This is a genomic window from Agrilactobacillus yilanensis (assembly GCF_003946725.1).
In the GTDB taxonomy this organism is placed as follows: Bacteria; Bacillota; Bacilli; order Lactobacillales; family Lactobacillaceae; genus Agrilactobacillus; species Agrilactobacillus yilanensis.
This window is the reverse complement of sequence record NZ_RHOY01000016.1, coordinates 1-26676: the sequence shown is the minus strand read 5'-3', so window position 1 is coordinate 26676 and position 26676 is coordinate 1. Positions and strand designations below refer to the sequence as shown.

Here is a 26676-nt window from a genome sequence, read left to right as displayed (position 1 = left end):
TTTTAACTTGTTTTTTCAAAAGGGGACACCTCATTTCTGGGTCAGCAAAAACTGCTGCACGAGTTGATTAATTTTAGTTTGCATTTCAAGGACACTGTGTCGGCGACTGCGGCTGCAGACCTTAGCGGTTTCATGACAAATCAAACATTGTCGTTTGGCATGGCCGATTTCTGTGCGGTGAACACTAGTAAGCTGTTGATCTTTTAAATATAAAACATCAAAGTCACAAAGCCGACTTAAGTCACTGGCTTCTTCTAATTGAGTACCGATCGTTTTTAAAGTGAGTGGGGGTGTTTGAACCCGTAGTAACAGCCAGTCGCCAGCAGGATTAGTTTGCCGTTCTTCGATGACAAAGGGGTGCTGTTGTGCCGTTAAAACTTGAATGAATTGGTTTTGAAAGTGATCAAAAACTTGCACTAAGGCGTCATTGGTTTTAATCGGCCCGGGAATATTCAGGCGAAAGGATAATAGACTTTCGTTAGGGTGGTTCGTAAGAATTTCCTGTTGTCGATGGGCCAAATATTCTTTTACATCTAAGACCTGGGGCAAGCTGACGGCGACACCAGTGTCAAAAAGATTAGTCATTTTGTTGGCCTGGTTTGCGGACAACGTCGATCAAAGTGCCGTCTCGGTATTCAATTAAAGCGACCACGCGATCTGTATAAACGATCGGATCCGGTGTACCCACGATAGCATAAGCTTTTTGACGTAATTCATCAATGGTGAATTGTGGGACATCTAACGCTTTAAACATGGCCATCAAATCTTGGCGGGCTGGGTTGATGGCAACGCCGTATTCTGTCACAACGACATCAACACTTTCGCCTGGTGTGATGACTGTGTTCACTTGATCCACGATTGTTGGGATCCGACCTCTGATCAATGGGGCTACGATCATTGTCATTTTGCAAGAAGCTGCTGTGTCACAGTGACCACCTGAAGCACCACGGATAACACCGTCAGAACCGGTCATAACGTTGACGTTAAAGTCTGTATCCACTTCTAAAGCTGAAAGAATCGCCACGTCTAATTTGTTAATGACCGCGCCTTTAGAAAATGGTGAGGCATACATTTCAGCATCCATTTCATAATGATTTTCATTATCTCTAAGTGATTGGGCGGAAGCTTTATCAAAATCTTGCACATCCAACAACTTATCAACTAAGCCGGCTTCTAATAAATCTACCATTGGTTGGGTAATACCACCGATAGCTAGGCTGGCTTTAATATCTTGATCAATCATGGCTTTTTTCAAGAAACGGGTCACGGCTAAAGAAGCACCGCCAGAACCAGTTTGGAAAGAAAAGCCTTGTTTGAAGTAGTTAGAAGCTTCAATTACTTTGGCTGCATATTCAGCGATAATGAGTTCTTTAGGATTTTTAGTAAAACGAGTGGCACCAGAAGCAATGCCATCTGGATCGCCGATTTTGTCTACTTGTAAGACGTAATCCACATCAGTTTGGGGAATGCTGATGGGGGTGTTCGGATAAGGCACTAAATTATCAGTGATCGCAACCACTTTATCAGCATATTTAGCATCAATTTGGGCATAGCCTAGTGAACCACAAACGGCTTTACCATGGGAACCATTGATATTGCCATATTCGTCACAAGAAGGGGCTCCTAAAAAGGCCACATCAATATGAATATCACCGGAAGCAATCGCCCGGGCCCGGCCACCGTGGGAACGAATGACAACTGGATTTTCCATAATACCGTCAGAAATGGCGGCGCCTAATTTATCCCGCAAGCCGCTGCTGGTAATATTAGTGATCATGCCGTCTTTGATGTAATCAATTAACGGTTCATGGACATTGGCGATAGAACTTGGGGCGATAGAAAGATTTTTGAAGCCCATTTTAGAAATTTCAGCTAGGACCATATTCATAATATAGTCGCCTTCCCGGAAATGATGGTGGAAAGAAATGGTCATACCATCTTTTAAGCCGACTTTTTCAATGGCTTCATGAATGGAAGCAACGAGTTTAGAATCACCGGGATGTATGGCGTGGACTTGTCTAGAGGTCGTTTTGTAAGTAGGCTGTTTGGCCCAAGCGCCTTCAAAAGCACCGTATTGTGCGGCGTAGTTATCTGGGATTTCACGATTAATTGCATTTTTGACCATTAGTTTTGTCCTCCGTTCTTGATCAAACCGGATGCTTCAGCGAGTTGCATCACCCGTTGTGCCCGTTCAACGATTGGTTTGTCCACCATTTTACCGTCAACAGAAATGACACCGGAATTATTAGCTTCTGCTTCTTGAATCCCTTTGATCACCCGGCTGGCTTGATAAATTTCTTTTTGAGTTGGTGCAAAAATTTCTTTAACGATTGGAATTTGCCGAGGATTGACCACGGATTTACCATTGAAACCTAGGGCTTTGATCCGTTGCACTTCTTCTCGGAAACCGGCTTCGTTTTCAATATCTGAATAAACCGTATCAATCGCATCAACACCGGCAGCACGTGCGGCATGCAAGATCATTGAGCGGCCAAAAGCTAATTCTTGACCATCTGGGTAACGGCGGGTTTGCAAATTAGTGACATAATCTTCAGCGCCTAAAGCAATTCCGATTAAACGATCACTAGCTTTAGCAATATCACGGGCATTAAAAATACCTTCAGCACTTTCAATCGCAGCCATCATATGTGTTTGACCTTGTTTTTTGCCTAAGCGGTCTTCAGCGGCGGAAATGGCTTGATCCACATCAATAATATCTTGAGCCGTTTCAGTTTTTGGTAGCCGAATCACTTCAACACCGGCATCGACCATCGCTAAAATATCTTGGCGGCCGAAAGTATCCAATTCATTGATCCGGACAACGGTTTCTGCTTGACCGTAATCAATCGTGCGTAATGCTTCGTGGACTAAAAAGCGCGCGGCATCTTTTTCTTTCATTGAAACAGCGTCTTCTAAGTCAAACATCAAAGCATCAGCGCCGTAAATACCAGCATCTCTTAACATTGCGGCATTCATACCGGGTAAAAACATCATTGTTGTTCTTAAACGTTTCATTAGTCAATCACCTGCCAATCATAGTCTTGGTCAATATCTGCAGCCCGAAAAGCAGCGGTTAGTGTCCGGGCCTTAACCGTGCAGTCCAGCGCACCTTGATCGGTTGCTTTTACATAAGCCTGTGTAATATCTAATTTTTCTAAAGTATCCATGATAACTAATTTAATTTGTTTGCCAAATTGAAATTGCACACTGCTATCTAATTGAATCTCAATACCTTCATTTGTATTTGGTTCGATCATAATTTGAATATCAGAAGATTCCGTTGTGCCAGCAATTGCCTGGTGTTTAAGCTCAACATTCATATTAAAATTCCTTTCTTTGCTGTAATTCTGTGAGATGGGCAACAATAAACTGATAAGTCGTTAATGGCGTGATTGCTTGAATCAACGCCAGATCATTTGTTTGAATCGCCTGCCGTACTTTCGAAGCGCTAATCACTTGAGACTGAAGAGTCTGCCGGGGCTGAATCACCAAAGGAAATTTATCTTTAAACGCCTCTGCCATGATTCGATTATAGATTTCAGTAACTGCCGATGTAGGTTCGGTGCCCACATAGCGTTTGGTGATGGGTAACACGGTACTGTATTGGGTAAAAACAGCCGCATCCAGTCGGGCTTGCTTTTCAGCAACTTGTAAGGGCGCACGTTCTTTTAAAAAGTAGGTGGGGAAAGTGCCGTTAGAGACTAAGTAATAATCCGTTGGGGCAATCACAACATTGTCTAAATGTGCGGTCCCTTGGGTTACTAATGCCAGCCGTTCGTCAAAAGTGAATAACGAGCGCTGTGCGGAAACTAAAAGGATCAAAACTTGTGGATTTTCTTGAGCAGCCCTTTGAATCAATTGCAAATGCCCTAATGTAAAAGGATTGGCATTCATTACAATCGCTGCGGTGGGCTGATCTCGCAGCTTTGTTTTCAGCTGCTCTAAATAATATTTAAAGCCATGGAAGCCTTTTTCTAAAAAAACCAAGTCATCCGTTTGGGCAATCGTGTCAAAGCCTAAATGTTCGAATGCATTTTGATGACTAGGGGTTGTATAAACAAAGTAATGAAAAACATCTTCGGCAGCCAGCTGGTTCATAATAAAAGAAATAAGCTGGTTAAAAACATGACCGCCTTGGTGTGCTTTGGGGATGGCTACTTGTTTGATAATGGGCCCTAGATTAGAAACAGCACCAATTAGCTGGTCCCCTTCAATTAAGCCGTAAATATGATCAACAGGATCGTCCGGCGCTAAGGTCAGACTTTTTAATAGTGTCTGCCATTGGGGATAATAAAGATCAAATGACTCTGGGAAAATCTCTTGAATTTGACCCATCATTATTTTTTATCCGTTTTACCGGGGAAGAGTTTGTTTAAGGCAATGCAGACAAGATAGATTAAAAATAGTACGGCAAAAACGCCACCCATACCAAAACCCATCAATTCAAAACCCATCAATTCAAAACCTTGCGCTAATGCGTGACTCATAAGATGACCTCCTCTTAACTAAAGAATCCTAGTAACAGACCACCAGCGATAACGGAACCGATCTGACCGGAAACGTTGGCACCAACGGCATACATCAAAACGAAATTTTGTTTGTCTTCAGCTTGGGCCATTTGTTGAATCACCCGGCTGGACATTGGAAATGCTGAGATACCAGCAGCGCCGATCATTGGATTGACTTTTTCTTTACGGAACAAGTTCAATAATTTGGCAAACAATACCCCGCCAATACTATCCATAATGAAGGCAACAAGCCCAAAGGCAATGATCATTAAGGTTTGTACGTTTAAAAATTCAGTGGCTGTTAATTTCACAGAGATCGTTAACCCTAACAAAATAGAAACGATGTTTACTAATTCGTTTTGTGCGGTATTGCTTAACCGATCCAACACGCCACATTCTCTTAATAGATTCCCAAACATTAAGAAACCAACTAATGGCAATGAAACGGGAGCGACAATACCAGCAATTAAAGTAATGATAATTGGGAATAAAATACGAGTCTTTTTAGAAACGGATTCTGCTTTATAAGTCATGCGAATCCGACGTTCTTTTTTAGTCGTCACTAATTTGATGGCAGCTGGTTGAATAATCGGAACTAAAGCCATGTAAGAGTACGCGGCAATGGCAATCGGTCCCAGTAAATTCGGCGCCAGCTGACTAGAAACGAAGATACTTGTTGGCCCATCGGCAGCCCCGATAACCCCAATAGAAGCCGCTTCTTGAATATTAAAACCAAAGAATAAAGCGACAATAACTACAAAGAAAATACCAAATTGGGCAGCAGCCCCGAATAAGAGCATGAATGGATTAGATAATAGTGGTCCAAAATCAATCATGGCGCCAATGCCAATAAAGATTAACAGCGGGAACAATTCCGTGGTAATCCCGGCATTAAATAAAATGTCTAAAACACCCTCTGTTTTTTGACCGTTAATTGTTTGCGTTAACACCCCGGTCATAGGGAAGTTGACTAAGATAGCCACTAGACCCATCGGTACAAGCAAAGTTGGTTCGTAATTCTTTTTGATGCCTAGATACATCAAAATGCCACCAATGATCATCATGATGACTTGTTGGAACGTAATGGACGCTGCGGTTTCGATAATCGACGCCATTAGGTCAACACCTCTCTTTTAGTAAGTTTTAAATTATTGAATGGTTAGTAAGATATCGCCAGTGCTGACAACATCGCCTTTAATGGTGTTAATGCCAGTAATTGTGCCCGCTTTAGGTGCGACAATTTCATTTTCCATTTTCATAGCTTCTAAGATTAATAACGTTTGGCCTTCAGTAACGGCATCACCGACTTTGACTTTGATATCAATGATATTGCCAGGCATTGGGGCATCTACGGCAGTCCCTTCACCAGTCGTTGGTGCGGCGGCAGGTTGTGGGGCAGGTTCTGGTGTTGGGGCAGCGGGTGCGGCTTGAACTGGTGCAACCGGCGTTGGTGTTAATTCTTCCATTTCTACTGCATATTCGTTACCGTCTATTTTGATTTTGAATTTTCTTAACATAAGTTAAAACACTCCTTATTTGATTTTAGTAATGGATTTGACACTAAAGTGACTTTCAGGCTGATCACCGGCTAAGATCGCACTGGCAATTGCGGTGACACGTTCTTTTTCTTCAAAGGTCATCGGTAAGCCTACGCGATCTTTTAACTTGGTGACTTTTTTAACCGTAAAACTTGATTCAGGGGCATCACCGGCCGCAATTGCGGTACAAATCAAGGTGACTAGGCGTTTTTCATCATCGGTTATAGGTAAGCCTTCCTGTTTTACAACAGAATCTGTTTTTTCGACCGGCGGCGCACTTGATTGGGTCGTTGCCGGATTTTTTTTCCGAAACCAATTAAACATTTCAATCCTCCTGACTTATAAGTTCGATTATCAATTAGTATAAGACTTTTATACACAAAATTGGGCATTTCTCCTGTTCTTTGAATGTTCTTCACAAAAACAGGGTCTTCTTTGCTGAAAGGCTATCGGGTCAATCTTCAATATGAAATCGTTGCCAAATAACGGCGTAACTTGTTTTAATAACTTTGTCAAATTGTTTTTTGAATGTTCTTTAACCCCTGAAACTATTGTGAATGTTGAAACAAACAATATAATAGACATTAAATAAACCTGAATATGTTGGTCAGATTAATAGAAAAAAAGTTATAATTTTTAAATAAAAATAAGCTATTATTTCTAAAAAAACGTAAAATTTTAATTTAACTATCATAGTCAGATAAAAATGAAACACATATAAAACAGGGGGGTTTTTTAAATGCTTGCAGCACTTGGCTACGCGATGGTTGTCGTTTTCATGGTGTTAATCATGAAAAAATGGCTATCACCATTTATCGCATTAATTTCTATACCTTTGCTTTTCACCTTAATTGGATTGGCTTTGAGGTTATATCCTCAAAAAATCGGGACTTGGGCACTTAGTGGGTTACAAAGTGTGTCTGTTACCGGGGTCATGCTATTATTCGCAATTTTATATTTCTCAATTATGTTAGACGCGGGCTTATTTGATCCTGTTACGGCTTTTGTTATTAAAGTCGCTAAAGGGGATCCCGTTAAAATCTTAGTTGGGTTGGCCGTTGTAGCCGCAATGGTTTCCTTAAATGGGGATGGTACAACAACTACTTTGATCTGCTGTTCTGCGTTTATTCCTATTTTCAAAAAATTGAATTTGAAGATGATGAACTTAGGGGTCATCGTCATTTTGCAAAACACAATCATGAACTTGTTACCATGGGGCGGTCCGACTGCCCGGGCAATTTCAGTCTTGAAGATTGATGAAAGTGCCGTTTTACGTGCCGTTATTCCAGGCATGGTTGTGGCTATTATTTATATGATTTTTGTAGCAGCTTACTTAGGGCGTAAAGAACGGAAACGTTTAGGGATCATTGATCTAAGCGCTGAAGAAATCAATGAATTATCGGTTGTAACGGATCCAAAATTATTAGAATTAAGAAGACCAAAAATGATTTGGCCAAATGCCATTATGACAGTCTTATTAATCGTCTTGTTAGTCATGGGTGTCTTCCCATCACCATTCTTATTCATCGTTGGGACAGCTGTTGCTTTGTTACTAAACTACCGTTCTTCCAAGCAACAACGGGAAAGAATCGAAGAACATGCAGGCGATGCCGTTCAAGTTATTATCTTGATTTTCGCGGCTGGGATCTTCATGGGCTTACTCACAGGTTCTGGTATGGCAACAGCTATTGCCAAATCATTAGGGAGCATCATTCCGGATAGTTTAGGGAGTTTCTGGGGCATTGTTGTGGCCGTTATCTCCGCACCTGGTGTGTTCTTCCTTTCAAACGATGCCTTTTACTTTGGGGTGTTACCAGTATTGGCAGAAACCGGGTATCATTACGGCTTCACCGCCATGCAAATGGGTGTGGCTTCCTTAATGGGTCAAGCCTTCCACTTATTGAGTCCATTAGTTGCCTTCATCTACTTGCTACTTCGGTTAACCGATTTGGATATGGGTGCTTGGCAAAGAGAGTCCGGTAAATGGGCTTTAGGTATCTTTATCATCTTTATGGTTGTCACAATTGCAACAGGTGGCGTACCATTGTATGTCGCACAATAATAAGTTGTAAAATTTTCGAATAAAAAAATAAGCCAATGAACAAAAAGTTACGTGTTCATTGGCTTATTTTATATTCGGTTATAACTTAAATAAGTTTGTAAGGCATCATTTTTTACCAATCCGTGAAAGTATTGCCAGATAGTTGATCAATCATTTTTTGATAAGTTTCGTGATCTACATTATTTAAATCCAAATTCTTCTTTTCTAAACTATTAAATTTTTCAGCGATCATCAGGGCAGTTAAATAAATCGTGAGTTTACGTTTGACAATGGCCTCAGGGTCTAAAGTGTCAGAAACTTGGTGTGAACTGACGATCATTTCTGCGAATTCTTTTGGGTTTAAGGTAATGGGTTGATTGTTTTGGCTATCTGCCATATAAAACATCCTTTCTTAGGTGTGGTTAACTTTTATTATCAGCAAGCTTATGATAACACAAGTTTAGTGATAATAATCAGAAAAGCTGTTCTAAGAACCCGAAAAAAACACTAGCCGCAATTAAGTCAGCGGTACCACCGGGACTGATGTTTAATTTAACAAAGGCTTGATTCATTGCATCAAAAGGCTGGCGGCCCAGTTTTTGAGCGCCGCCTTTAGCGATTAAGGCAGCGGCGTCTTTTTGAACGGCTGTTAAAGTCGCTAAATTACTACGATGGATAATGTTAGAGTCTGTTGTATTGACGAGTAAAGTCAAAAATAAATCTAATAAGCGTTGCTGCAAGGCGACTTCTTGGGTTTGACGCATGAAGGGGAGGCCAACGGTTTGTAGCGCCGGATAGCCTGAAGCAGCTTCACCTCGAATGCCTTTAATACCGTAGTCTAAATAGAGTTTTTCACCATAAGTTAAATTCGGTTTCGTGTCTAAATTTTGAAAATCTTGATCTAAATGGATGGTCATTGCTTGAATGGTTTGAAAGGTTTTAGTGGTTAATTGTTCAGTCCACTGAGGTAAGATTGTTTTTTCAGTGTTCAAGGTATAGCCGATGCCCGCACAAAATAAGGCAAAACTAAAAATAGCACCTTTGTGAGTATTGATACCGAGCGTTGCCGCAAACATATCTTTTTCAGCTTGTTGACCAATTCGACGGACTGTTTCAAATAATTCGGTTAATGGGGCTGTTTTAGAGAAGGTTAGGCCGCTTAAAGTGAATTGATAAAAGCTAGGGGTTAGGGCTGTGGCGCTGCGGATAAAGGTGTTCACATCCATATCATGATGGGCCCCATTATCTATTGGATCGACTAAACCCGGTTTAGGGTAAAGATTAACTTCATAGAGCAAGGCATTAGTGGCCATTTGGGCGACTTGTTCAGCAGTTTTATTCATGAATATTTTGGGCCATTTCAGATAAGATAAATGTTTTGGAATAGGTGAGATGTTCTGCCAGTAGTTGTCCAAGCTCTGGCCGATTTTTTTCCAGCATTAATTCATAGATTTGTCGATGTTCCGCTAAAGCCTTGACTCGTCTAGCTTCGCCATTTAAAGAAACATCCCGCAGTCGTTTTAAATAATCTCTTAACTGGCCAACAATCATGACTAAGTGGGGCATATTACTGAATTCATAAATCAATTCATTAAAGTTCTCTACACCTTGAATGACAGCAGCAACATCACCTTTCGCATTAAAAGCTTCAGTTTGTGTGATGAGTTGATTTAGACGATCAAAGTCTGCTTGAACCATGTTTTCAGCGGCTTTGAACGTTGCCAATCTATCTAAAACAATCCGGATATCAAAAATTTCTTCCACATCTTCAGCAGTAATTTGGGAAACAACAGCGCCGACGTTGGTCACATACTCAATTAAGCGTTCATCCGCTAACCGGTGTAACGCAACACGAATTGGTGTCCGACTGATGTGGGCGCGGTTCGAAAATTCTTTTTCGTTGATTCGCTGGCCGGATAAAAGATGCCCTTGGATGATTGCCTTACGCATGCCAAGGTAGACTTCTTCAGCTAAAGTTTGATTCGGCTTAACTTCCATGTGTGCCATAATTATGTCAATGTAATCTTTCAAAGTAGGAACCCCCTTTGTTCTATTGAATAGAATAACAAATTATAGTGGTTAATAGCTGCTTTTTTTGGAAAAAATTTCTACTAAAATATGACTTGCCTAAAGGCTGCTTATTGTTGTTAAACGTCATCTTGAGACGGACTTTTCCGAGATTTCAAGTTTTGTGATAAAATGGGTGACGTATACAATCTTTAGGTTAGGAAAATAATCAAGAAAACCACTGAAAATTGAGGTAATTATGAAAAAATTTTTTTCTAGAATACAAATGCCAGGCTTTTTTCAGGATAAGCAATTACAAGTCCTCAGTATTATTGTGGGCTTATTGGCTGTGGCAAGTATTATCGCCGCCTTTTTTAAGGGGATCTTATTGGGGTTCTTATTAATTGCACTGTTGATAGTTGTGGTATTCAGTTTGTATTATATGGGAACGCGAATTGCCAAACAGACAAGTGACTATGTGGCAAATTTAGCCTATCGCATTAAGCGTGGGGAGCAAGAAGCGCTGATTAAGATGCCCATCGGTATTTTGTTATACGATGAACATCAAAAGATCCAATGGGCCAATCCTTATATTCAACAGTATTTGGATGATTCCGATGTTTTGGGCAAAACAATGGCTGAGATTGATCCGGATTTGGCAGATATTGTAACGAATAATGAAGAGTCTGAAGAAACACAAATTGTCCATTGGGGCGAAAATCAATTTGAAATCATCAGTCAAAAGAGCTTGGGGGTTGTCTACCTATTAGATATCACCCGTTATGCGCGAATCGAAGATCGTTATTATGATGAACAAATTGTCATCGGCCAAGTATTTATTGATAACTATGATGAAGTGACGCAGTCGATGGATGATCAAGAAGTTGCGAATTTAAACAATTATGTCACGAATAAATTGACAAGTTGGGCCACTGAGTTTCAAGCTTTTTTAAAGCGTGTTGACGATGATCATCATATTTTAGTGACTTATGCCAAATCGTTACGGGCAATGGAAAGTGATAAATTCAAATTTTTAGATGAAATTCGACAGGAGACATCACAAAAGAATTACCCAGTGACGTTGAGTTTGGGGATCGCTTATGGGGATGCTAATTTGGTGAATTTAGCCAATACGGCGCAGAATAATTTGGATTTAGCCTTAGGTCGAGGCGGGGATCAAGTGGTTGTGAAATCACCTAATGAAGATGCCCGTTTTTATGGTGGTAAAACCAATCCAATGGAAAAACGGACCCGAGTACGGGCACGAATGATTGCCCAGGCCATTCAAGATATTTTCCAACAAGCAGATCAAGTTTTTGTTATGGGTCATGCGGCACCGGATATGGATGCCATTGGGGCGGCATTAGGGATTCGTCGGATTGCTCAGATGAATCATAAACAATGCTATATCGTTTTGGATCAAAGCCAAGTACACACTGATGTGAAGCGGTTATTAACGGATATCCAAGATTTTCCAGAAATTGAAAAAAGTTTGATTACACCGGATCGAGCACTGGCCATGACGAACAGCCGTAGTTTGCTATTGATGGTAGACCATTCAAAACCGTCGATTTCAACGAGCCCAGAGTTGTACGATCAGCTCCAATCTCGGACGATCATCATTGACCATCATCGCCGGGGCCAAGAGTTCCCAGAAAATCCAATGTTAGTCTATATTGAACCTTATGCCTCTTCTACTTGTGAATTGATCACGGAAATGTTAGAGTATCAACCTCAAGATATGCCAGCGATTAATAAGTTAGAAGCCACAGCAATGTTGGCTGGGATCACGGTAGATACAAAGTCCTTTTCATTACGGACGGGAACTAGAACCTTTGATGCGGCCAGCTATTTGCGTTCAGTTGGGGCTGATGGACTGATGGTTCAGAACTTATTGAAAGAAAACGTGGACGACTTTATTCAGCGGAATCATTTGATTGATTCTGTGGAGATGGTGCGGCCGAATTTAGCCCTTTGTGTCGGTGAAGAAAGCAGGACTTATGATCCAGTGACAGCGGCACAAGCGGCAGATACACTGCTATCGCTGTCGGGGATTGAAGCGTCTTTTGTCATCAGTAAACGGCCAGATGGTAAAATTGGGATTTCGGCCCGCAGCACGGGTGAAGTGAACGTTCAAGTCATTATGGAAAAACTAGGTGGCGGCGGTCACTTATCTAATGCGGCCACACAAATTGAAGATGCTAGTATTGCCCAAGTTCGGCAAACATTAGTCAAAGTTTTGACCCAAGAAGAAGCTGAAAACTGATATAATAAATAAGAACACGGGCACAAACCCGTTTTACACGCATGAGGAGGTATTATTATATGAAAGTAATATTTACAGAAGACGTACGCGGTAAGGGTAAACGTGGTGAAGTTAAAGACGTACCAGACGGTTATGCCCAAAACTTTTTAATCAAGCGGGGAAAAGCTAAAATTGCCACAGCACAAGCAATGAGCGAATTAAAAGGCAAACAAAATGCTGAAGCTAAGCAAAAAGCTGAAGAATTAGCGGAAGCTAAAGCTTTTAAAGCCCGTTTAGAAGATAGTAAAACAGTTGTTGAAATTCAATCAAAAGCTGGAGAAGACAGCCGATTATTTGGTTCTGTACCAAGTAAACAAGTGGCCCAAGCGTTGGATAAACAATATGGGATGAAAGTTGATAAGCGTAAGATTGAATTACCGGAACCCATCCGTACTTTAGGTTACACCAATGTGCCAGTTAAACTATTCCCTGGTGTAGAAGCTAAAATTCGGGTTCACATCACGGCACAGAAATAATTTGTGCGCATCCAGATTATTAAAATGCCACTAACTTTATAGTGGTATTTTTTATATTGTGACATTTACGAAGCTGCTGTAAACTTTAGACACACTGGAAAAAGTTGGAGCGAAAAATTAATGAATAATGAAGTCTTTGATCGTTTACCACCACAAGATAATGAAGCCGAACAGTCCGTATTGGGCGCTGTTTTTTTGAGTACTGATGCTTTGGCAGAAGCGATGGCTTATTTAGTCCCAGAAGATTTTTATAAAAAAGCCAATCAATTGATTTTTCAAGTGATGTTAGATTTAAATGACCGTAGCGAAGGGATCGATACGGTAACGATCAAAAACATGCTGGAAAGTCGCAATCAATTAGAAGATATTGGCGGTATTGGCTATTTGGCAGAATTGGCCGTAGCGGTGCCTACTGCCGCCAATGTGAGCTACTATGCTAAAATTGTCAAAGATAAGGCAATGACTCGACAATTGATTAATGTGGCGACTAAGATCGTTGCTAAAGGTTATGAAGGTGACGAGCTTGTCGCAGATTTGTTGGATGATGCTGAAAAAGATATTTTAGCGGTTTCAGAGCAACGTGGTAACACTGGATTTCGTCAGTTAAAAGATATTTTACCGGAATCTTTGGCCCATATTGATGAATTAGCTAAGGGCAATCAAGATATTACTGGATTACCTACGGGTTATCGAGAATTGGACAAAATCACAGCTGGGCTGCATGAAGATGAGCTGATTATTTTAGCTGCTCGCCCCGGGGTCGGGAAGACGGCCTTTGCGTTAAATATTGCCCAAAATATTGGGACAAAAACTGATAATACGATTGCTTTATTTAGTTTAGAAATGGGTGCAGAACAATTAGTCAATCGGATGCTTTGTGCAGAGGGCAGTATTGAGTCTAATCATTTACGAACCGGTCAATTGACGGATGAGGAATGGAATAATTTAATCGTGGCCATGGGCAGTTTATCCCAAGCGTCTATTTATATTGACGATACACCTGGTGTAAAGATGGCTGAAATTCGAGCAAAATGTCGCCGTTTGGCAAAAGAAAGTGGCAATCTTGGGTTAATTGTTATTGATTATTTACAATTAATTGAAGGCAGTGGTCAAGAAAACCGGCAACAAGAAGTTTCGGCAATTTCGCGGCAGCTCAAAAAATTGGCTAAAGAGTTACATGTCCCAGTAATTGCATTGTCTCAATTATCCCGGGGGGTAGAACAGCGGCAAGATAAGCGGCCGGTACTATCAGATATCCGAGAATCTGGCTCTATTGAACAGGATGCGGATATTGTTGCATTTTTGTATCGAGACGACTATTATCGAGATTCAGAAGAAGATGGCGATAATAATGGCGGTAATGATTATACCCAGTCTCAACCTGGTAATGATGAGGATCAAAGTGTTGGTGAAGTTGAGGTCATCATTGAAAAAAACCGGAGTGGGGCTCGCGGCACGGTTAAGCTATTATTTATCAAATCCTATAATAAATTTTCATCCATTGCTTATGGCCAAGAAGGTTAAGCAAGTCAGGATGCAGTCAAAATTAAACTCAAAGGAGGGTCGTTAAATGTCAGAGATATATACAACTTTGGAACAAGCAAAAGCACAAGGAGAGCTGGTGAATGTTTACCAGCATGAAAGTGATGATTTTTATACGGGCGTCATTGCCGGTTTAGATCAAGACAGTGTGGTTTTAGCCACTTACAATGAAAATGGGATTAAAGATGGTTTTGTGCTGCTTAGTTTAAGTGCGGTCACTGAAGTTGAGGTTGCGAGTACGGACTTAGCTTCAATGGCTTTTCGAATCGAGACGGTAGCCAAAAAAGATATTTTAGTACCAGATTTTTTGTATCGTAAATTGCCTTTTGATACGAAACGATCATTATTAGATCAAGTATTAGCCTTGACCTTTCGAGAAAGACAGTTGATTTTGATCGCTTTAGAAGGGCATGAGGACTATTATGAAGGCGTCATTCAATCCCTTTCAGAGCCTTTGGTTTTTGATAATTTTAATCGTTTTGATTACAGTAAATCTAAGAAAATGTCGGTTGAAGCTGGAAAAATTCAAGTTATTGAGTTCGGTGGCTTGGATTTGTATTTAGGTAAGTTGCTTTATGAGCAACAACCAAAACATCGGCCCTTAATTCGAATTGAAGCTAACGACATGTTGCCGTTGTTTTTACAGCGGGCAATGACGGACCAATTGTTAATTTCAGTGCAACCTAAAGATGTTGTGAATAATTTCTTTGTGGGCTATGTGAGTCGGGTGGATCAAAATAGCACGTTATTATCGCTATTAGATATGGCCGGGCAATTTGGGGGCTATGTATTATTGCGCTTTTCTGAAATTGCCAGCATTGCATCAGAATCTGATTATGTGCAGACAATCCGTTTTTATGAACAAGAAAACCGGAAACGGGGCTTATTAGTCCAGCCAATTTTAAGACGGCCCTGGCCGATCAAAAGTTTTCGGTTGTGGCAGGACACCGTCGAATATGCTGAAAATAATGCCAATTTATTACGAATTCGGTTTAAAGCGGATCGTGAAAATAGTTATTTAGGTTATATTAGTGATTTTGACTGGAAGCAGTTCAAATTTCATGTTTTGGACGAGACCAATCATTTGTCGACGATCCAGTTAAAACTGGAGGATTGTGTTGAAATTGCCTATAATTATTTAAATAGCTATATGTTAGAAGAAGAAAATAAATCATAATTAAATAAATAAATTTAATAAAAGCAATCTATTGATGCATAGTCTTATAATTATGCGTTGGTGGATTGTTTTTTTGAATCAAAAGTTAAATTATTTGATAAATAAATTAAGGGCTGCTAGAATGTCCGTAAAATAGATAAAGGTTGTGACAGCACACAAGACAAGTTAAATGTAGTTTTTGAAGGAAACCGTTAGTAAATTTGGAGGCTATTATGAAAAAAACAACAAATAGTGAGCTAACAAAAAAGCTTTGTTTATTAATGAGTTTTGGGACTTTAACAGCAATACATTTTGCAACGACTGCCACGCCAGTACAGGCCGCAACAGCGCCGGCTGCGACGACAACTTCTGATACAACAACGCCACCGATTACGCCTGTCACACCGGCGGCAGAAACACCAGCAGTCAGTACACCGACCGCATCGGATACAGCGAGTTCAAGTTCGGATACAGCTGATGTAAAAGTGCCAGCTTCAGCACCGGCTGCGTCCGCTACCCTGAGTACACCGACGAGTACTGAAACAACGCCGGCCACAACGCCAAGTAAAGGCGGTTCATCAATTACAACAACGGCAACCATCGGACCAACAACACCTGGTACAGCAACTGGGCCAACGCCAGCGGTAACACCAAGTGGTACTGAAACAACCCCAGCTGCAACACCAAGTGGTAGTGAAACAACCCCGGCCACAACGCCAAGTAAAGGCGGTTCATCAATTACAACAACGGCAACCATCGGACCAACAACACCTGGTACAGCAACTGGGCCAACGCCAGCGGTAACACCAAGTGGTACTGAAACAACCCCAGCTGCAACACCAAGTGGTAGTGAAACAACCCCGGCCACAACGCCAAGTAAAGGCGGTTCATCAATTACAACAACGGCAACCATCGGACCAACAACACCTGGTACAGCAACTGGATCAACCCCAGCGGTAACACCAAGTGGTACTGAAACAACGCCAGTGGCAACACCAAGTGGTAGTGAGACAACGCCGGCCACAACACCAAGTAAGGGCGGTTCATCAATTACAACAACAGTCACTATTGGACCTAATACACCGCCAGCTACGCCATCTGATGTTGTAACTTTTACAGATCCAGCCGTTGCTGCTGCCGTTCAAAAGACATTGAAATTAGGGACGGCACCGGTTACAGTGACTGCAATTAAAGACTATAAAGGGGGGAGTACCTTTGAGGTAGATATTAATCAAGGTAACACCGCCGTTAACTCATTTTCTGGCATCCAAGCGCTGCAAAATTTGCCTAGTGATACACTAGTTCAGTTATTTGCTAATATTAATATTACTGGGCATAGTTTTGATTTTTCACCTTTAAAAAATTTAAATTTTGCTATGCTCGGTTTGGATGGACCTAATTTAGGGAATTTGGATAATAATAGTTTGCAGCAACTTATGGAAATTGATCCGGAATATATGTCAAATATTGAGATGGTTGGGAGTAATTCAGATGATGCGATAGCCAACAGCCAAAAAAATACGAATGGTTTAACGAACAGCCAGCTGGTAACGTTGGGGCCATGGTTAACGAAGATCGGGAATAACGGCCAGAATTATCCAATTAATGAAATTAATTTGAGTGATAATCAGCTCAGCGATTTTAGCCCATTATCCGGTTTGAATCAGAAAATTTGGTTGTTAGTGGTTGGTGAATCTGTCACCAATCCTAAACCCGTTTATGGGGTTGTTGGGCAACCTTTATCGTTTACGGGGGATGAATTAATTGGGCCAAACGGAAAAAATATTGATACTAAATATGCGTATAGTTTAAATGGCGATCCGGAAAATAAGATGACGCCACTAACGGAAACAAGCCCTAATCAATATACGATTACGACAGCCTATCCTAACAATACAACAAATGATTTGGCCTATGCACAAACGGGTTATGTCAATGGGAATGGCGATCCTAGTAAATATATTGATGTCAGTGATGCCAATGGGGTGGAATTAAAATATGATGCGATGGTTCGGCGGCCAGTGGTTTGGCAGGCGCATCCTCAGATCACGGTGAATTATTTAGATCGGCAAACCAATCAGCCCATTCAGACCGCAGTTGCATTAGGGGCGGCTACTAAGATTGGGGATGCCTTCAATCTGACAGATACGACTAAAATTAAGGATTATCAGTTCGTACCTGGTGCTAGTAGTGCTACGACCGGGACGTACCAGCAGACACCACAAACGCTTAATTTATATTTCTCAAAGATTGAAGCGGCACCTACAGAACCAACCACACCAACGACGTCAACCACACCGACCGTAAAACCGACACAGCCGGTATTTATTGAAAATAGACCTACTGCGCCGGATACTGCAACACCTGCCGCAGTTGCAGCAAAAAGCGGCCTAGTGATCGTTCAATACCGTGATTTGGACAATCAAATTATTGCCCCGGATAGGGTGCTGACGGCATCAATTGGGACAGCTTATCGAACCGTGCCTAAAATAATTGCCGGTTATACACTTGTTGGTTATCGTGGCAGTATGGAAGGCGTTTATAGCCGGTTGCCTAAAGAAATTACCTATCTTTACAAGAAAATAGCAGCTACAGAAAAACCAATAAAAGCAGTCGGCCAAATTGAAGTGCAGTATGTGGATCCTAATGGTAAAGCCCTTGCACCAAAGTTAACTTTGACCGGAACAATGGGGACACACTATCAAACACAAATAAAGGCGTTGCCAGGTTATAGTCTGACAACGACACCGACAAATCACAGCGGCACTTTTAGCGCTAAGGCTCAAAATGTAGTTTATGTTTATGAACCCTTAACCACTGCAAGTCAGGCGAAAACTACCGGTAAAACACCGACAGCTGCTAAGCCAAGTCAAATGGTTGCGCTTAAAGCAAAATCAGCTACGACACTAACAACCACTACGGCATTAAAACTGACAAAAGCAACAATGGTACCTCTAGAAAGCACGAGCCAGCCAGCAATGAAAGCCCACACCCATTATTATCGTAATTTACACCGGGCTTATCAGCATGCCAGTTTCCCGCACACCGGTGAACGGACACAAAGATTTTTGAGCTGGTTAGGCGCAGATTTATTAGTCGCCGCTTTCTTAGGACTGATGATTTTTGGCCGGAAAAATGGCCTAGGTAAAAATAAAGGGGCTAATAAACGGCACTAACTAAAATTAACAGCACATTGGTCAGCATAACAGGGCATCAAATTAAAATTTCCGAATATTATCTGTTCTACCTATTGAAAAAGTCTGTAGAATTGGTACAATTTATCTTGTACGTGTGAATTATTTGATAATATACGAAAATTAAAATGAGGTGTACTTATGACATCTGTTGTTGTAGTTGGGACGCAATGGGGCGATGAAGGTAAGGGGAAAATTACAGACTTCTTAAGTGAAGCAGCAAATGTAATTTCGCGTTACCAAGGCGGCGACAATGCCGGCCATACCATTAAATCTGAAGGCAAAACTTATAAATTACGATTGATTCCTTCAGGTATTTTATATGCAGATAAGTTAAGTGTTATCGGTAATGGGGTTGTGGTAAATCCTAAATCTGTCGTTGAAGAATTAGCTCGTTTGAAAACACAGGGTATCGCCGGTGATAATTTACGAATTTCTAACCGGGCCCATGTAATTTTGCCATATCATATTGAATTAGATCGGTTACAAGAAGCAAGCAAAGGCGATCAAAAGATTGGGACAACCAATCGTGGTATCGGCCCAGCTTATATGGATAAGGCTGCTCGTGTTGGGATTCGGATGGCTGATTTATTGGATAAAGAAATTTTTGCGGAACGTTTAAAATTCAATTTAGATGAAAAGAATCGTCAATTCACGAAAATGTATGACGGCGAAGCTTTAAATTACGATGATATTTTTGAAGAATATTATGGTTACGGTCAACAGCTGAAACAATATGTGACGGATGCGTCAGTTGTTTTAAATGATGCTATAGATGCGGGACATAATGTCTTATTCGAAGGTGCTCAAGGGGTTATGTTAGATATTGACCAAGGGACGTATCCTTTCGTAACGTCTTCTAATCCTGCCGGCGGGGTAGCAATTGGTAGTGGCGTCGGCGCTTCAAAAATTGATCGGGTCGTTGGGGTTGCAAAAGCCTATACGTCTCGGGTTGGGGATGGCCCATTCCCAACAGAACAATTTAATGCGGAAGGCGATTATATTCGCGATGCTGGTCATGAATATGGTACTGTTACAAAACGGCCTCGGCGAATTGGCTGGTTTGACGCTGTTGTCTTGCGACATGCGAAACGTGTTGCAGGAGTAACGGATCTTTGTTTAAACTGTATTGATGTTTTAACAGGTTTGAAAACAGTTAAAATCTGTAAAGCTTATGAACGTAATGGCGAAACAATTTATCATTATCCAGCTAGTCTTAAGGAATTAGCAGAATGTAAACCAGTCTATGAAGAATTACCTGGTTGGGATGAAGATATTACAGGGGCTAAAACATTAGCTGATTTACCTGAAAACACCCGTAATTATGTCAAACGGATTGAAGAATTGGTTGGGGTACCGCTGGCAACTTTCTCAGTTGGTCCAGACCGGGAACAAACAAATATCTTATATAATGTTTGGACAGCTAAATAATAAATAGGTTATAATTACAATATGTAATTGGTTATTTGTTATTTCAGCAGGCTATGAAATATGGTAAAATCAAGAAGTTAAGGAACAGGAAATTAATACTGTTTTTTAACTTCTTTTTCTTTTTTCTTTTAAGCCTTCTTTTCAACATTGATAAGCAATTTGTTGTTATAATATAAGAAGGAACTAAATCGAAAATTATATTTTTTTATTATAGATAAACTTGTCTAGAGAGGACGTGTCGAAATGACAGATGTATTGATTTTAGGCGCAGGATATGCAGGTATTCGTGCCGCAAAAGTATTGGGGAAAATGGCACCAAGAGATACGACAATTACACTGATTGATAAAAGTCCAATTCACGAGGAAAGAACGCAACTTCATGAAATCGCTGCCGGAACGATGCCGGCGAATAGAATTACATTTCATATTGCAGAGGTTATTCCAAATCAGGTTCACTTTTTACAAGCAGAAGTTGATAAAATCAATGTTGAAGCAAAAACCGTTGATTTTAAAGATCATGAAACTTTGAGCTATGACTATATCATTGTGGCGTTAGGTTTCCAATCTGAAGATTTTGGATTAGAAGGTGCCAAGGAAAACGCTTTACCTTTGGAAGATGTAACGACTGCAGAGTATATTTATCAAACGTTGGAACGTAACGTGGCCAACTACGCAGCTTCCCAAGATCATAAAGATTTAACAGTGATTGTCGCTGGTGCGGGCTTCACCGGTATCGAATTATTAGGTGAGTTGGTACACACCGCCGCTGAATTACAAACAAAATATCGGACACCGAAGTTAAATATTGTTTCAGTAGAACGATCAACACGTTTGTTACCGATGCTGGATGAAAGTTTAGCTGATTATTCTGTGAATTTTCTTAAGAGCAAAGGTGTAGAGATGCATACGGGTGCAGCGATTACGAAGATTGAACCAGATGCGGTGGTTTATAAATTAGAAGGTAGCGATACGGAAGAGCGGATTTATGGGCATACCATTATTTGGACAGTAGGCGTTTCTGGTAGTGATGTCATTACCAAATCTGGATTTGAACAACGGCGTAACCGGGTGATGGTTAGTAATCAATTGAATTTAAAAGATCATCCAGAAGTCTTTATTATCGGGGATGTTTCTGCCGTAATGGATCCAGGTACTGAACGACCTTATCCAACCACAGCCCAAATTTCAACACGAGAAGGCAACGTCGCTGCTAAAAATGTAGCCGCTTTAATTTCTGGTGGAGAGCTGGAAGACTTTACTTATAAATCTATGGGGACTGTAGCCTCTTTAGGCAAAGGTGACGGCGTAGCCCAACTTAGTCCAACGAAAAAATACAGTGGCTTTAGAGCAAAAGTTTTGAAACGGGTAATCACAGATAAGTCTTTATTTGAAGACGCTAATTTTGGCACCATGATGAAAAAAGGACGCTGGCCATTATAAAATCAGAGCGTGAGCCAACACGGGTGATTTTGCATCATAGATGTAAATTTTTAGTAAATTAAATATTTAAGTACACCAAAAAAGCTGACCAATTTAATTTGATCAGCTTTTTATAGCTATAGTGTTTCATAAAAATCTTTAATAACTTGTTGCATAGCTTCATTTTGCGCAGTAGTACCAAAAGTGACACGCAGCCAATCCGGTTGTAACCCGCTGCGGACGAGATAGCCATTTTGCAGTAGCGTTTCTTTTAATTTCAAAGCTTGTGGTGCTTCAAAGAAAATGAAATTTGCTTGCGATTGGTAGAATTTTAAGCCTTGCTGACTTAAGAAATCTTGCCATTGATTTCTAGCAGTTGCCACCCGTGCTTGCGTTTGCTGCACAAATTTTTGGTCGCTTAAAGCGGCTTTGGCAGCTAATTGCGAGACATCGTTTAAATTGTAAGGGAGACGAACAGCTTGCATTTTACCGATGAGAGCTTCAGGAATTACAGCGTAACCGACTCGAAAATTAGCTAAGCCATAGATTTTAGAAAAAGTGCGCATGACGACGAGATGATCGCAGTCTTTTAATAGGCTAATTGCGGATGTTTCGCCGGGTTCAGTGACAAATTCAACATAGGCTTCATCCACTAAAATTAAAACTTCTTCTGGAACTTGGTCGATAAATTTCTTTAAAGTAGACACTGGGATGTATGTGCCAGTGGGATTATTAGGATTACAAAGCCAAATTAATTTAGTTTTAGGCGTAATTTTTTGGCACATTTGCGCTAAATCAAACTGACCATCAGAGGTTCTGATAGGGACATCCACAACTGTGGCATTTTCAATAGTCGCGTGGAGTTTGTATTCTGAAAAAGTCGGCCAAGGTTCTAAGACTTCATCGCCTTCATCTAAAAAAGTTCGGGCAATCAATTCAATAACTTCATCTAAACCACAGCCAAAGAGCAATTGTTCAGGTAAGACGTTTTGAAATTTAGCGACGGCTTGGCGTAAATCATTGGCATTGCTATCCGGGTATTCGCGGGCGGTCGTAAAGTCCCAATTTAAGATAGCTTCTTTAACGGCCAAAGAGGTGCCAAACGGATTTTCATTAGCGGATAAGCGGACAATGTTTTTAAGGCCTAGTTCTTGTTGGAGTTTTTTTATAGGCACTTCAGGAGTATACGGTTCAATATTTTCAACGGCATTTTTAAACATTTTTAGCCTACTTTCTATGGCGAATGGGGGTAGATGGGTTTAGGGATTGTTGCTAGTCTAGGTTACGCTCGAGGCTTTCCCGTTCTAGGTCACGCTCTTGTTTTTGAAACGCGCTTACTAGAGCAAAGCTCTCTCATAACTACGTCTTACTCACAAGCCAAGTTCGGGCTTATGTCGTAAGTCTAGGTTACGCTCGAGGCTTTTCCGCTCTAGGTCGCGCTCTTGTTTTTGAAACGCGCTTACTAGGGCAAAGCTCTCACATAACTACGCCTTACTCACAAGCCAAGTTCGGGCTTATGTCGTAAGTCTAGGTTACGCTCGAGGCTTTCCCGCTCTAGTTCACGCTCTTGTTTTTACAATTTTTTTATTTCATTTCGTTCTTTTGTTTTACTCATGAGGCCTTCACGTTTGGCGAGTTCGGTTTTGATTTGATCTAGGTCGATACCACGTTGGGCCATGAGAACGAGGACGTGGTAGGCGAGGTCACTGACTTCATAGATGAATTCGGCGTCACTGTCATTTTTGGCGGCAACGATAACTTCGGTGGCTTCTTCACCAACTTTTTTCAAGATTTTGTCTAAGCCTTTTGTAAAAAGATAATCTGTGTAAGAGCCGGCGATGGGTGTTTTTTTTCGATTTAAAATAAGTTCATAGAGTGCTTGAAGATCTTGTTGGTTTTCAGACATATTTGATCACAATCCTTTGTTGAAGTTGAGATTTCGATAAAAGCAACTGGTGTGGCCGGTGTGACAGGCTGGGCCATCTGGGATGACTTGTAATAATAGGGTGTCGGCATCACAGTCAACTTTGATGTCGGTGACGGTTTGGGTGTGGCCGCTGGTGGCACCTTTATGCCAAAGTTCTTGACGGCTGCGGGACCAAAACCAAGTTTGGCCGGTGGCTTGTGTTTTGGCCCAACTTTCAGCGTTCATATAAGCAACCATCAGGACGGCTTTTGTTTGGGCATCTTGGACGACTGTGGTGATGAGGCCATCCGCATTTTTTGTAAAATCTAAGGCAATTTCTTCACTCACGAATGGGCACCTCGTTTTGTTTTAATTCAGCTTTGACTTGGGGAATGGTTAAGGTTCCAAAATGAAAAACAGAGGCGGCTAATCCAGCGTCAACTGTAGTTTCTTTGAAAAGTTCTGTAAAATCTGAAATTTGGCCGCAGCCACCAGAGGCAACGATGGGGACGTCAACGACGGCAGTTAGGGCTTGATATAATTTTAAATCGAAGCCTTTTTTTGTACCGTCACAATCCATTGAGGTAACCAATAGTTCACCAGCGCCTGCAGAAACGGCGGTTTGGGCCCAATCTAAAGCATCTAGGTCAGTGGGTTTACGGCCGCCGTTAATAACAACTTGATAGCGGTCTTTTTCGGGTTGGTAACGAACGTCAATGGCACAGACAATGCATTGTTGACCAAATTTCTCAGCGCCTTGGCGGATCAAATCGGGATTATGAACGGCTGCAGAATTTAAAGCAATTTTATCTGCACCGGCTTTAAGCAAGGCTTGCATATCTTCTAAGGCGTTGATACCGCCGCCGACAGTTAAAGGCATGAACACTTGACTGGCGACCGCTGCGATTGTGTCCGTGAAGGCTTTGCGTTTTTCATTTGTAGCGGTGATGTCTAAGAAGACGAGCTCGTCAGCGCCTTGTTGCTCATAGGCTTGAGCAATGGCTACAGGATCACCGACATCAGTGAGATTCACAAAATTAACGCCTTTTTTGACCCGGCCATGATCCACGTCTAAACAAGGAATAATTCGCTTGGCTAACATAGGGTTTCCTCCGCTTCCGCTAATTGCGCTAAATTAAGACTGCCGTTAAATAAGGCTTTACCAACGATGACATTTTCTAAACCGTGCTGCTTTAAGTCGATCAAATTTTGATAATTGGCAACACCACCGGAAGCAACAATCGTGGCTGTGGGATGGGTGGCTTTAAGACTTGCCAGGAGCTCCAAATTCGGACCGGTCAAGGTGCCATCCCGGCTAATATCGGTGACAATAAATTGTGTAACGCCGACTTGCATCATGGCATCTAGAAGCTGGGTCATTGGGATCGTACTTTGATCCAGCCAGCCTTCAGTTGCAACATGACCGTTTTGACCATCAATGCCGATGACAATTTTTTCAGGGCCAAATTTCTGAATGGCTGTTTTGACTAATTCTGGATTCTTTAAGGCACTGGAGCCTAAGATGATGCGGTTGACGCCTAGATCTAAGTAAGTATTGATGGCGGTTAAATTACGAATACCGCCACCCACTTCAATGAATAGATTGGTGTTGGTCCGAATGGCTTGGATAACGGCTTGGTTTTGCGGGCGGCCTGCTTTAGCGCCGTCTAAATCAACGATGTGGATTCGTTTTAATCCAGCAGCTTCAAAAGATTTGGCTTGAGCCACGGGGTCAGCGTTGATGGGGGTGACTTTTTGGTAGTCGCCTTGGTAAAGACGGACACTTTGGCCGTTTAATAAATCAATTGCGGGAAAAACGTTCATCTTCAATGACCTCCTTAAAAGTTTTGAGACCGGCTAAGCCAACGGCACCACTTTTTTCCGGGTGAAACTGCATGCCGATGACGTTGTTTTGTTGCACGATACTAGGAATTTGAACACTATAATCAGTTGTTGCGACAATATTTTTAGCAGCGGTTTGAACATAATAAGAGTGGACAAAATACGTACTTTTTTGATCAAAAATTGTGCCAAAAGCATTGCGTCGCTGGGCTGTATTTTGATTCCAACCCATGTGTGGTACTTTAAAACCTGCTTTTTTAGGAATGGGAATCACGCTTCCTGGCAAGATGCCAAGACCGGCAGTGGTGCCAAACTCGTAGCCGGTTTCAAACAGCAGTTGCATCCCTAGGCAAATCCCTAAGATGGGTTTACCATTATTCGCAGCTTGTTGAATCACTGGAATCAGTTGCCGATCATCTAGGGCGGCCATGGCTTTTTGAAAGGCGCCGACACCGGGTAAAATTAAACCGTCAGCGGCCAAAATTTTGTCAGGTTCTGCGGAAAGCTCATTGGGAATGCCTAAGTAGTCTAAGGCTTTTTTGACATTGAGGGTATTACCGGTGTCATAGTCGATGACTGTAATCATTAAATCACGCCTTTCGTGGAGGGGATGCCCTTGATTTCAGGGTTTAAAGTGACGGCCGTGCGCATTGCTTTGCCTAAAGCTTTAAATAAAGTTTCAATTTTGTGATGGGTATTGCGACCGTATAATACGCTGGCATGGAGGTTAAATTCACCGCTAAATGCAAAGGCTTGGAAGAAGTCTTGGGTGACTTCAGTATCATAAGTGCCTAATTTTGGGTTTTCTAAAGTTGCGTCAAAAACTAAATAAGCGCGGCCAGATAGATCAATCACGACTCTAGATAAGGTTTCATCTAAAGGGACAAAGGCGGTACCAAAGCGTTCAATGCCAGCTTTGTTGCCCAGGGCTTCTTTAAAGCACTGCCCTAAAACGATACCAACATCTTCAGTGGTGTGATGGGGATCTACTTCTAGATCACCGGTGGCTTTGACGGTTAGACCAAACCGACCATGTTTGGCAAAGGCGTTGAGCATGTGGTCAAAAAAACCGATACCAGTGTCGATATTAATTGGTTCAGGTTGGTCAAGGTTTAAGCTGATTTCTATTTGGGTTTCTGCGGTTTTTCGTTGAATGGTTGCTGTACGCATATTCAGGCTCCTTTGTGATGGTAGTTTGGTTAATTGATAGTTGGCAGTGTTTTTGAAATGCTTTAAACGCGTTCACTAGAGCAAAGCTCTCACCTAACTACGAATCTCTTGTGTGTCTGACGACACCCTGCAAGATTCTAG

The 26676-nt window shown here is 41.4% G+C and carries 27 protein-coding genes; 8 read left to right on the top strand and 19 right to left on the bottom strand.

Translation table 11 applies throughout. The features are described 5' to 3' along the window. Window positions 1-30: 30 nt before the first annotated feature. From citX to EKM93_RS10205, 9 genes are read right to left on the bottom strand one after another with little or no spacing between them, the layout of a single operon-like run. A complete protein-coding gene (citX, locus tag EKM93_RS10245; protein WP_125715503.1) occupies window positions 31-585 on the bottom strand; it encodes a citrate lyase holo-[acyl-carrier protein] synthase in 555 nt (184 codons plus the stop codon). Next, the gene (gene citF / locus EKM93_RS10240) at window positions 578-2125 is read right to left on the bottom strand and encodes a citrate lyase subunit alpha (RefSeq protein ID WP_125715502.1); all 1548 of its coding nucleotides are present in this window, start codon (window positions 2123-2125) and stop codon (window positions 578-580) included. Before citF ends, citX begins: the two co-directional genes overlap by 8 nt. After that, window positions 2125-3015: an aldolase/citrate lyase family protein gene (locus EKM93_RS10235; protein WP_125715501.1), complete on the bottom strand. Its 891-nt coding sequence runs from the start codon at window positions 3013-3015 to the stop codon at window positions 2125-2127. The genes citF and EKM93_RS10235 overlap by 1 nt, the downstream gene beginning before the upstream one ends. After that, window positions 3015-3320: a citrate lyase acyl carrier protein gene (citD, locus tag EKM93_RS10230; RefSeq protein ID WP_125715500.1), complete on the bottom strand. Its 306-nt coding sequence runs from the start codon at window positions 3318-3320 to the stop codon at window positions 3015-3017. The genes EKM93_RS10235 and citD overlap by 1 nt, the downstream gene beginning before the upstream one ends. Window position 3321: 1 nt before the next feature. Further along, complete coding sequence (locus EKM93_RS10225) at window positions 3322-4338, bottom strand: adenylyltransferase/cytidyltransferase family protein (protein ID WP_125715499.1); 1017 nt, start codon at window positions 4336-4338, stop codon at window positions 3322-3324. After that, complete coding sequence (locus tag EKM93_RS10220; RefSeq protein WP_125715498.1) at window positions 4338-4487, bottom strand: OadG family protein; 150 nt, start codon at window positions 4485-4487, stop codon at window positions 4338-4340. Before EKM93_RS10220 ends, EKM93_RS10225 begins: the two co-directional genes overlap by 1 nt. A gap of 14 nt (window positions 4488-4501) precedes the next feature. After that, a complete protein-coding gene (locus EKM93_RS10215) occupies window positions 4502-5623 on the bottom strand; it encodes a sodium ion-translocating decarboxylase subunit beta (protein WP_125715497.1) in 1122 nt (373 codons plus the stop codon). A 33-nt stretch (window positions 5624-5656) separates the two neighbouring features. Continuing rightward, window positions 5657-6025, bottom strand: coding sequence for a biotin/lipoyl-containing protein (locus EKM93_RS10210; RefSeq protein ID WP_125715496.1), 369 nt, complete (start codon window positions 6023-6025; stop codon window positions 5657-5659). Between the two features lie 15 nt (window positions 6026-6040). After that, on the bottom strand, window positions 6041-6370 hold the full coding sequence (locus EKM93_RS10205; protein ID WP_125715495.1) for a hypothetical protein: 330 nt from the start codon (window positions 6368-6370) through the stop codon (window positions 6041-6043). A gap of 415 nt (window positions 6371-6785) precedes the next feature. Between EKM93_RS10205 and EKM93_RS10200 the strand changes: the two genes are divergently transcribed. Further along, window positions 6786-8108, top strand: coding sequence for a CitMHS family transporter (locus tag EKM93_RS10200; RefSeq protein ID WP_125715494.1), 1323 nt, complete (start codon window positions 6786-6788; stop codon window positions 8106-8108). Between the two features lie 112 nt (window positions 8109-8220). Here the strand turns inward: EKM93_RS10200 and EKM93_RS10195 are convergent, their stop codons facing one another. From EKM93_RS10195 to EKM93_RS10185, 3 genes are all read right to left on the bottom strand, one after another. After that, window positions 8221-8484: a hypothetical protein gene (locus tag EKM93_RS10195; RefSeq protein ID WP_125715493.1), complete on the bottom strand. Its 264-nt coding sequence runs from the start codon at window positions 8482-8484 to the stop codon at window positions 8221-8223. Window positions 8485-8560: 76 nt separating this feature from the next. Next, complete coding sequence (gene citG, locus EKM93_RS10190) at window positions 8561-9430, bottom strand: triphosphoribosyl-dephospho-CoA synthase CitG (protein WP_125715492.1); 870 nt, start codon at window positions 9428-9430, stop codon at window positions 8561-8563. Next, a complete protein-coding gene (locus EKM93_RS10185) occupies window positions 9423-10118 on the bottom strand; it encodes a GntR family transcriptional regulator (RefSeq protein WP_125715491.1) in 696 nt (231 codons plus the stop codon). The genes citG and EKM93_RS10185 overlap by 8 nt, the downstream gene beginning before the upstream one ends. A gap of 235 nt (window positions 10119-10353) precedes the next feature. Between EKM93_RS10185 and EKM93_RS10180 the strand changes: the two genes are divergently transcribed. The 7 genes from EKM93_RS10180 to EKM93_RS10150 all read left to right on the top strand — a co-directional run bounded on the left by EKM93_RS10180 (window position 10354) and on the right by EKM93_RS10150 (window position 21638). Continuing rightward, complete coding sequence (locus EKM93_RS10180; protein WP_125715490.1) at window positions 10354-12360, top strand: DHH family phosphoesterase; 2007 nt, start codon at window positions 10354-10356, stop codon at window positions 12358-12360. A gap of 59 nt (window positions 12361-12419) precedes the next feature. After that, window positions 12420-12875, top strand: coding sequence for a 50S ribosomal protein L9 (rplI, locus tag EKM93_RS10175; protein WP_125715489.1), 456 nt, complete (start codon window positions 12420-12422; stop codon window positions 12873-12875). Between the two features lie 120 nt (window positions 12876-12995). After that, the gene (gene dnaB / locus EKM93_RS10170) at window positions 12996-14399 is read left to right on the top strand and encodes a replicative DNA helicase (RefSeq protein WP_125715488.1); all 1404 of its coding nucleotides are present in this window, start codon (window positions 12996-12998) and stop codon (window positions 14397-14399) included. Window positions 14400-14445: 46 nt separating this feature from the next. Further along, window positions 14446-15594 carry a hypothetical protein gene (locus EKM93_RS10165; RefSeq protein ID WP_125715487.1) on the top strand — a complete coding sequence of 383 codons (1149 nt, stop codon included), beginning with the start codon at window positions 14446-14448 and terminating at the stop codon, window positions 15592-15594. 212 nt (window positions 15595-15806) lie between these two features. Further along, window positions 15807-18749, top strand: a complete 2943-nt coding sequence (locus EKM93_RS10160) for a MucBP domain-containing protein (protein ID WP_125715486.1) — start codon at window positions 15807-15809, stop codon at window positions 18747-18749. A gap of 159 nt (window positions 18750-18908) precedes the next feature. Continuing rightward, window positions 18909-20198, top strand: a complete 1290-nt coding sequence (locus EKM93_RS10155; protein ID WP_125715485.1) for an adenylosuccinate synthase — start codon at window positions 18909-18911, stop codon at window positions 20196-20198. Window positions 20199-20441: 243 nt separating this feature from the next. Then, a complete protein-coding gene (locus EKM93_RS10150) occupies window positions 20442-21638 on the top strand; it encodes an NAD(P)/FAD-dependent oxidoreductase (protein WP_125715484.1) in 1197 nt (398 codons plus the stop codon). Window positions 21639-21754: 116 nt separating this feature from the next. On the opposite strand, the gene hisC is transcribed toward EKM93_RS10150, so the two are convergent. The 7 genes from hisC to hisB form a co-directional block, all read right to left on the bottom strand. Further along, window positions 21755-22837, bottom strand: coding sequence for a histidinol-phosphate transaminase (gene hisC, locus EKM93_RS10145; protein WP_125715483.1), 1083 nt, complete (start codon window positions 22835-22837; stop codon window positions 21755-21757). Window positions 22838-23190: 353 nt separating this feature from the next. After that, entirely contained in the window at window positions 23191-23523 is a 333-nt protein-coding gene (hisE, locus tag EKM93_RS10140) for a phosphoribosyl-ATP diphosphatase (protein WP_125715482.1), read from the bottom strand. 6 nt (window positions 23524-23529) lie between these two features. Next, window positions 23530-23859, bottom strand: coding sequence for a phosphoribosyl-AMP cyclohydrolase (hisI, locus tag EKM93_RS10135; RefSeq protein ID WP_125715550.1), 330 nt, complete (start codon window positions 23857-23859; stop codon window positions 23530-23532). Between the two features lie 4 nt (window positions 23860-23863). Beyond that, window positions 23864-24625, bottom strand: coding sequence for an imidazole glycerol phosphate synthase subunit HisF (gene hisF, locus EKM93_RS10130; protein WP_125715481.1), 762 nt, complete (start codon window positions 24623-24625; stop codon window positions 23864-23866). Continuing rightward, window positions 24619-25347: a 1-(5-phosphoribosyl)-5-[(5-phosphoribosylamino)methylideneamino]imidazole-4-carboxamide isomerase gene (hisA, locus tag EKM93_RS10125; RefSeq protein ID WP_125715480.1), complete on the bottom strand. Its 729-nt coding sequence runs from the start codon at window positions 25345-25347 to the stop codon at window positions 24619-24621. The genes hisF and hisA overlap by 7 nt, the downstream gene beginning before the upstream one ends. Continuing rightward, window positions 25325-25951, bottom strand: a complete 627-nt coding sequence (gene hisH / locus EKM93_RS10120) for an imidazole glycerol phosphate synthase subunit HisH (protein ID WP_125715479.1) — start codon at window positions 25949-25951, stop codon at window positions 25325-25327. The genes hisA and hisH overlap by 23 nt, the downstream gene beginning before the upstream one ends. Next, the gene (hisB, locus tag EKM93_RS10115) at window positions 25951-26535 is read right to left on the bottom strand and encodes an imidazoleglycerol-phosphate dehydratase HisB (RefSeq protein WP_125715478.1); all 585 of its coding nucleotides are present in this window, start codon (window positions 26533-26535) and stop codon (window positions 25951-25953) included. The genes hisH and hisB overlap by 1 nt, the downstream gene beginning before the upstream one ends. Window positions 26536-26676: the final 141 nt, after the last annotated feature.

What these genes read in the sequence shown, in the direction of transcription:
- hisC (WP_125715483.1), bottom strand. Translation starts at nt 22,837, where the DNA reads ATGTTTAAAAATGCCGTTGAAAATATTGAACCGTATACTCCTGAAGTG.
- EKM93_RS10215 (WP_125715497.1), bottom strand. Translation starts at nt 5,623, where the DNA reads ATGGCGTCGATTATCGAAACCGCAGCGTCCATTACGTTCCAACAAGTC.
- EKM93_RS10195 (WP_125715493.1), bottom strand. Translation starts at nt 8,484, where the DNA reads ATGGCAGATAGCCAAAACAATCAACCCATTACCTTAAACCCAAAAGAA.
- EKM93_RS10225 (WP_125715499.1), bottom strand. Translation starts at nt 4,338, where the DNA reads ATGATGGGTCAAATTCAAGAGATTTTCCCAGAGTCATTTGATCTTTAT.
- hisH (WP_125715479.1), bottom strand. Translation starts at nt 25,951, where the DNA reads ATGATTACAGTCATCGACTATGACACCGGTAATACCCTCAATGTCAAA.
- EKM93_RS10220 (WP_125715498.1), bottom strand. Translation starts at nt 4,487, where the DNA reads ATGAGTCACGCATTAGCGCAAGGTTTTGAATTGATGGGTTTTGAATTG.
- EKM93_RS10235 (WP_125715501.1), bottom strand. Translation starts at nt 3,015, where the DNA reads ATGAAACGTTTAAGAACAACAATGATGTTTTTACCCGGTATGAATGCC.
- hisB (WP_125715478.1), bottom strand. Translation starts at nt 26,535, where the DNA reads ATGCGTACAGCAACCATTCAACGAAAAACCGCAGAAACCCAAATAGAA.
- hisE (WP_125715482.1), bottom strand. Translation starts at nt 23,523, where the DNA reads ATGTCTGAAAACCAACAAGATCTTCAAGCACTCTATGAACTTATTTTA.
- hisF (WP_125715481.1), bottom strand. Translation starts at nt 24,625, where the DNA reads ATGTTAGCCAAGCGAATTATTCCTTGTTTAGACGTGGATCATGGCCGG.
- EKM93_RS10165 (WP_125715487.1), top strand. Translation starts at nt 14,446, where the DNA reads ATGTCAGAGATATATACAACTTTGGAACAAGCAAAAGCACAAGGAGAG.
- EKM93_RS10155 (WP_125715485.1), top strand. Translation starts at nt 18,909, where the DNA reads ATGACATCTGTTGTTGTAGTTGGGACGCAATGGGGCGATGAAGGTAAG.
- hisA (WP_125715480.1), bottom strand. Translation starts at nt 25,347, where the DNA reads ATGAACGTTTTTCCCGCAATTGATTTATTAAACGGCCAAAGTGTCCGT.
- citX (WP_125715503.1), bottom strand. Translation starts at nt 585, where the DNA reads ATGACTAATCTTTTTGACACTGGTGTCGCCGTCAGCTTGCCCCAGGTC.
- citG (WP_125715492.1), bottom strand. Translation starts at nt 9,430, where the DNA reads ATGAATAAAACTGCTGAACAAGTCGCCCAAATGGCCACTAATGCCTTG.
- EKM93_RS10210 (WP_125715496.1), bottom strand. Translation starts at nt 6,025, where the DNA reads ATGTTAAGAAAATTCAAAATCAAAATAGACGGTAACGAATATGCAGTA.
- dnaB (WP_125715488.1), top strand. Translation starts at nt 12,996, where the DNA reads ATGAATAATGAAGTCTTTGATCGTTTACCACCACAAGATAATGAAGCC.
- EKM93_RS10150 (WP_125715484.1), top strand. Translation starts at nt 20,442, where the DNA reads ATGACAGATGTATTGATTTTAGGCGCAGGATATGCAGGTATTCGTGCC.
- EKM93_RS10160 (WP_125715486.1), top strand. Translation starts at nt 15,807, where the DNA reads ATGAAAAAAACAACAAATAGTGAGCTAACAAAAAAGCTTTGTTTATTA.
- EKM93_RS10180 (WP_125715490.1), top strand. Translation starts at nt 10,354, where the DNA reads ATGAAAAAATTTTTTTCTAGAATACAAATGCCAGGCTTTTTTCAGGAT.
- EKM93_RS10205 (WP_125715495.1), bottom strand. Translation starts at nt 6,370, where the DNA reads ATGTTTAATTGGTTTCGGAAAAAAAATCCGGCAACGACCCAATCAAGT.
- citD (WP_125715500.1), bottom strand. Translation starts at nt 3,320, where the DNA reads ATGAATGTTGAGCTTAAACACCAGGCAATTGCTGGCACAACGGAATCT.
- EKM93_RS10200 (WP_125715494.1), top strand. Translation starts at nt 6,786, where the DNA reads ATGCTTGCAGCACTTGGCTACGCGATGGTTGTCGTTTTCATGGTGTTA.
- rplI (WP_125715489.1), top strand. Translation starts at nt 12,420, where the DNA reads ATGAAAGTAATATTTACAGAAGACGTACGCGGTAAGGGTAAACGTGGT.
- citF (WP_125715502.1), bottom strand. Translation starts at nt 2,125, where the DNA reads ATGGTCAAAAATGCAATTAATCGTGAAATCCCAGATAACTACGCCGCA.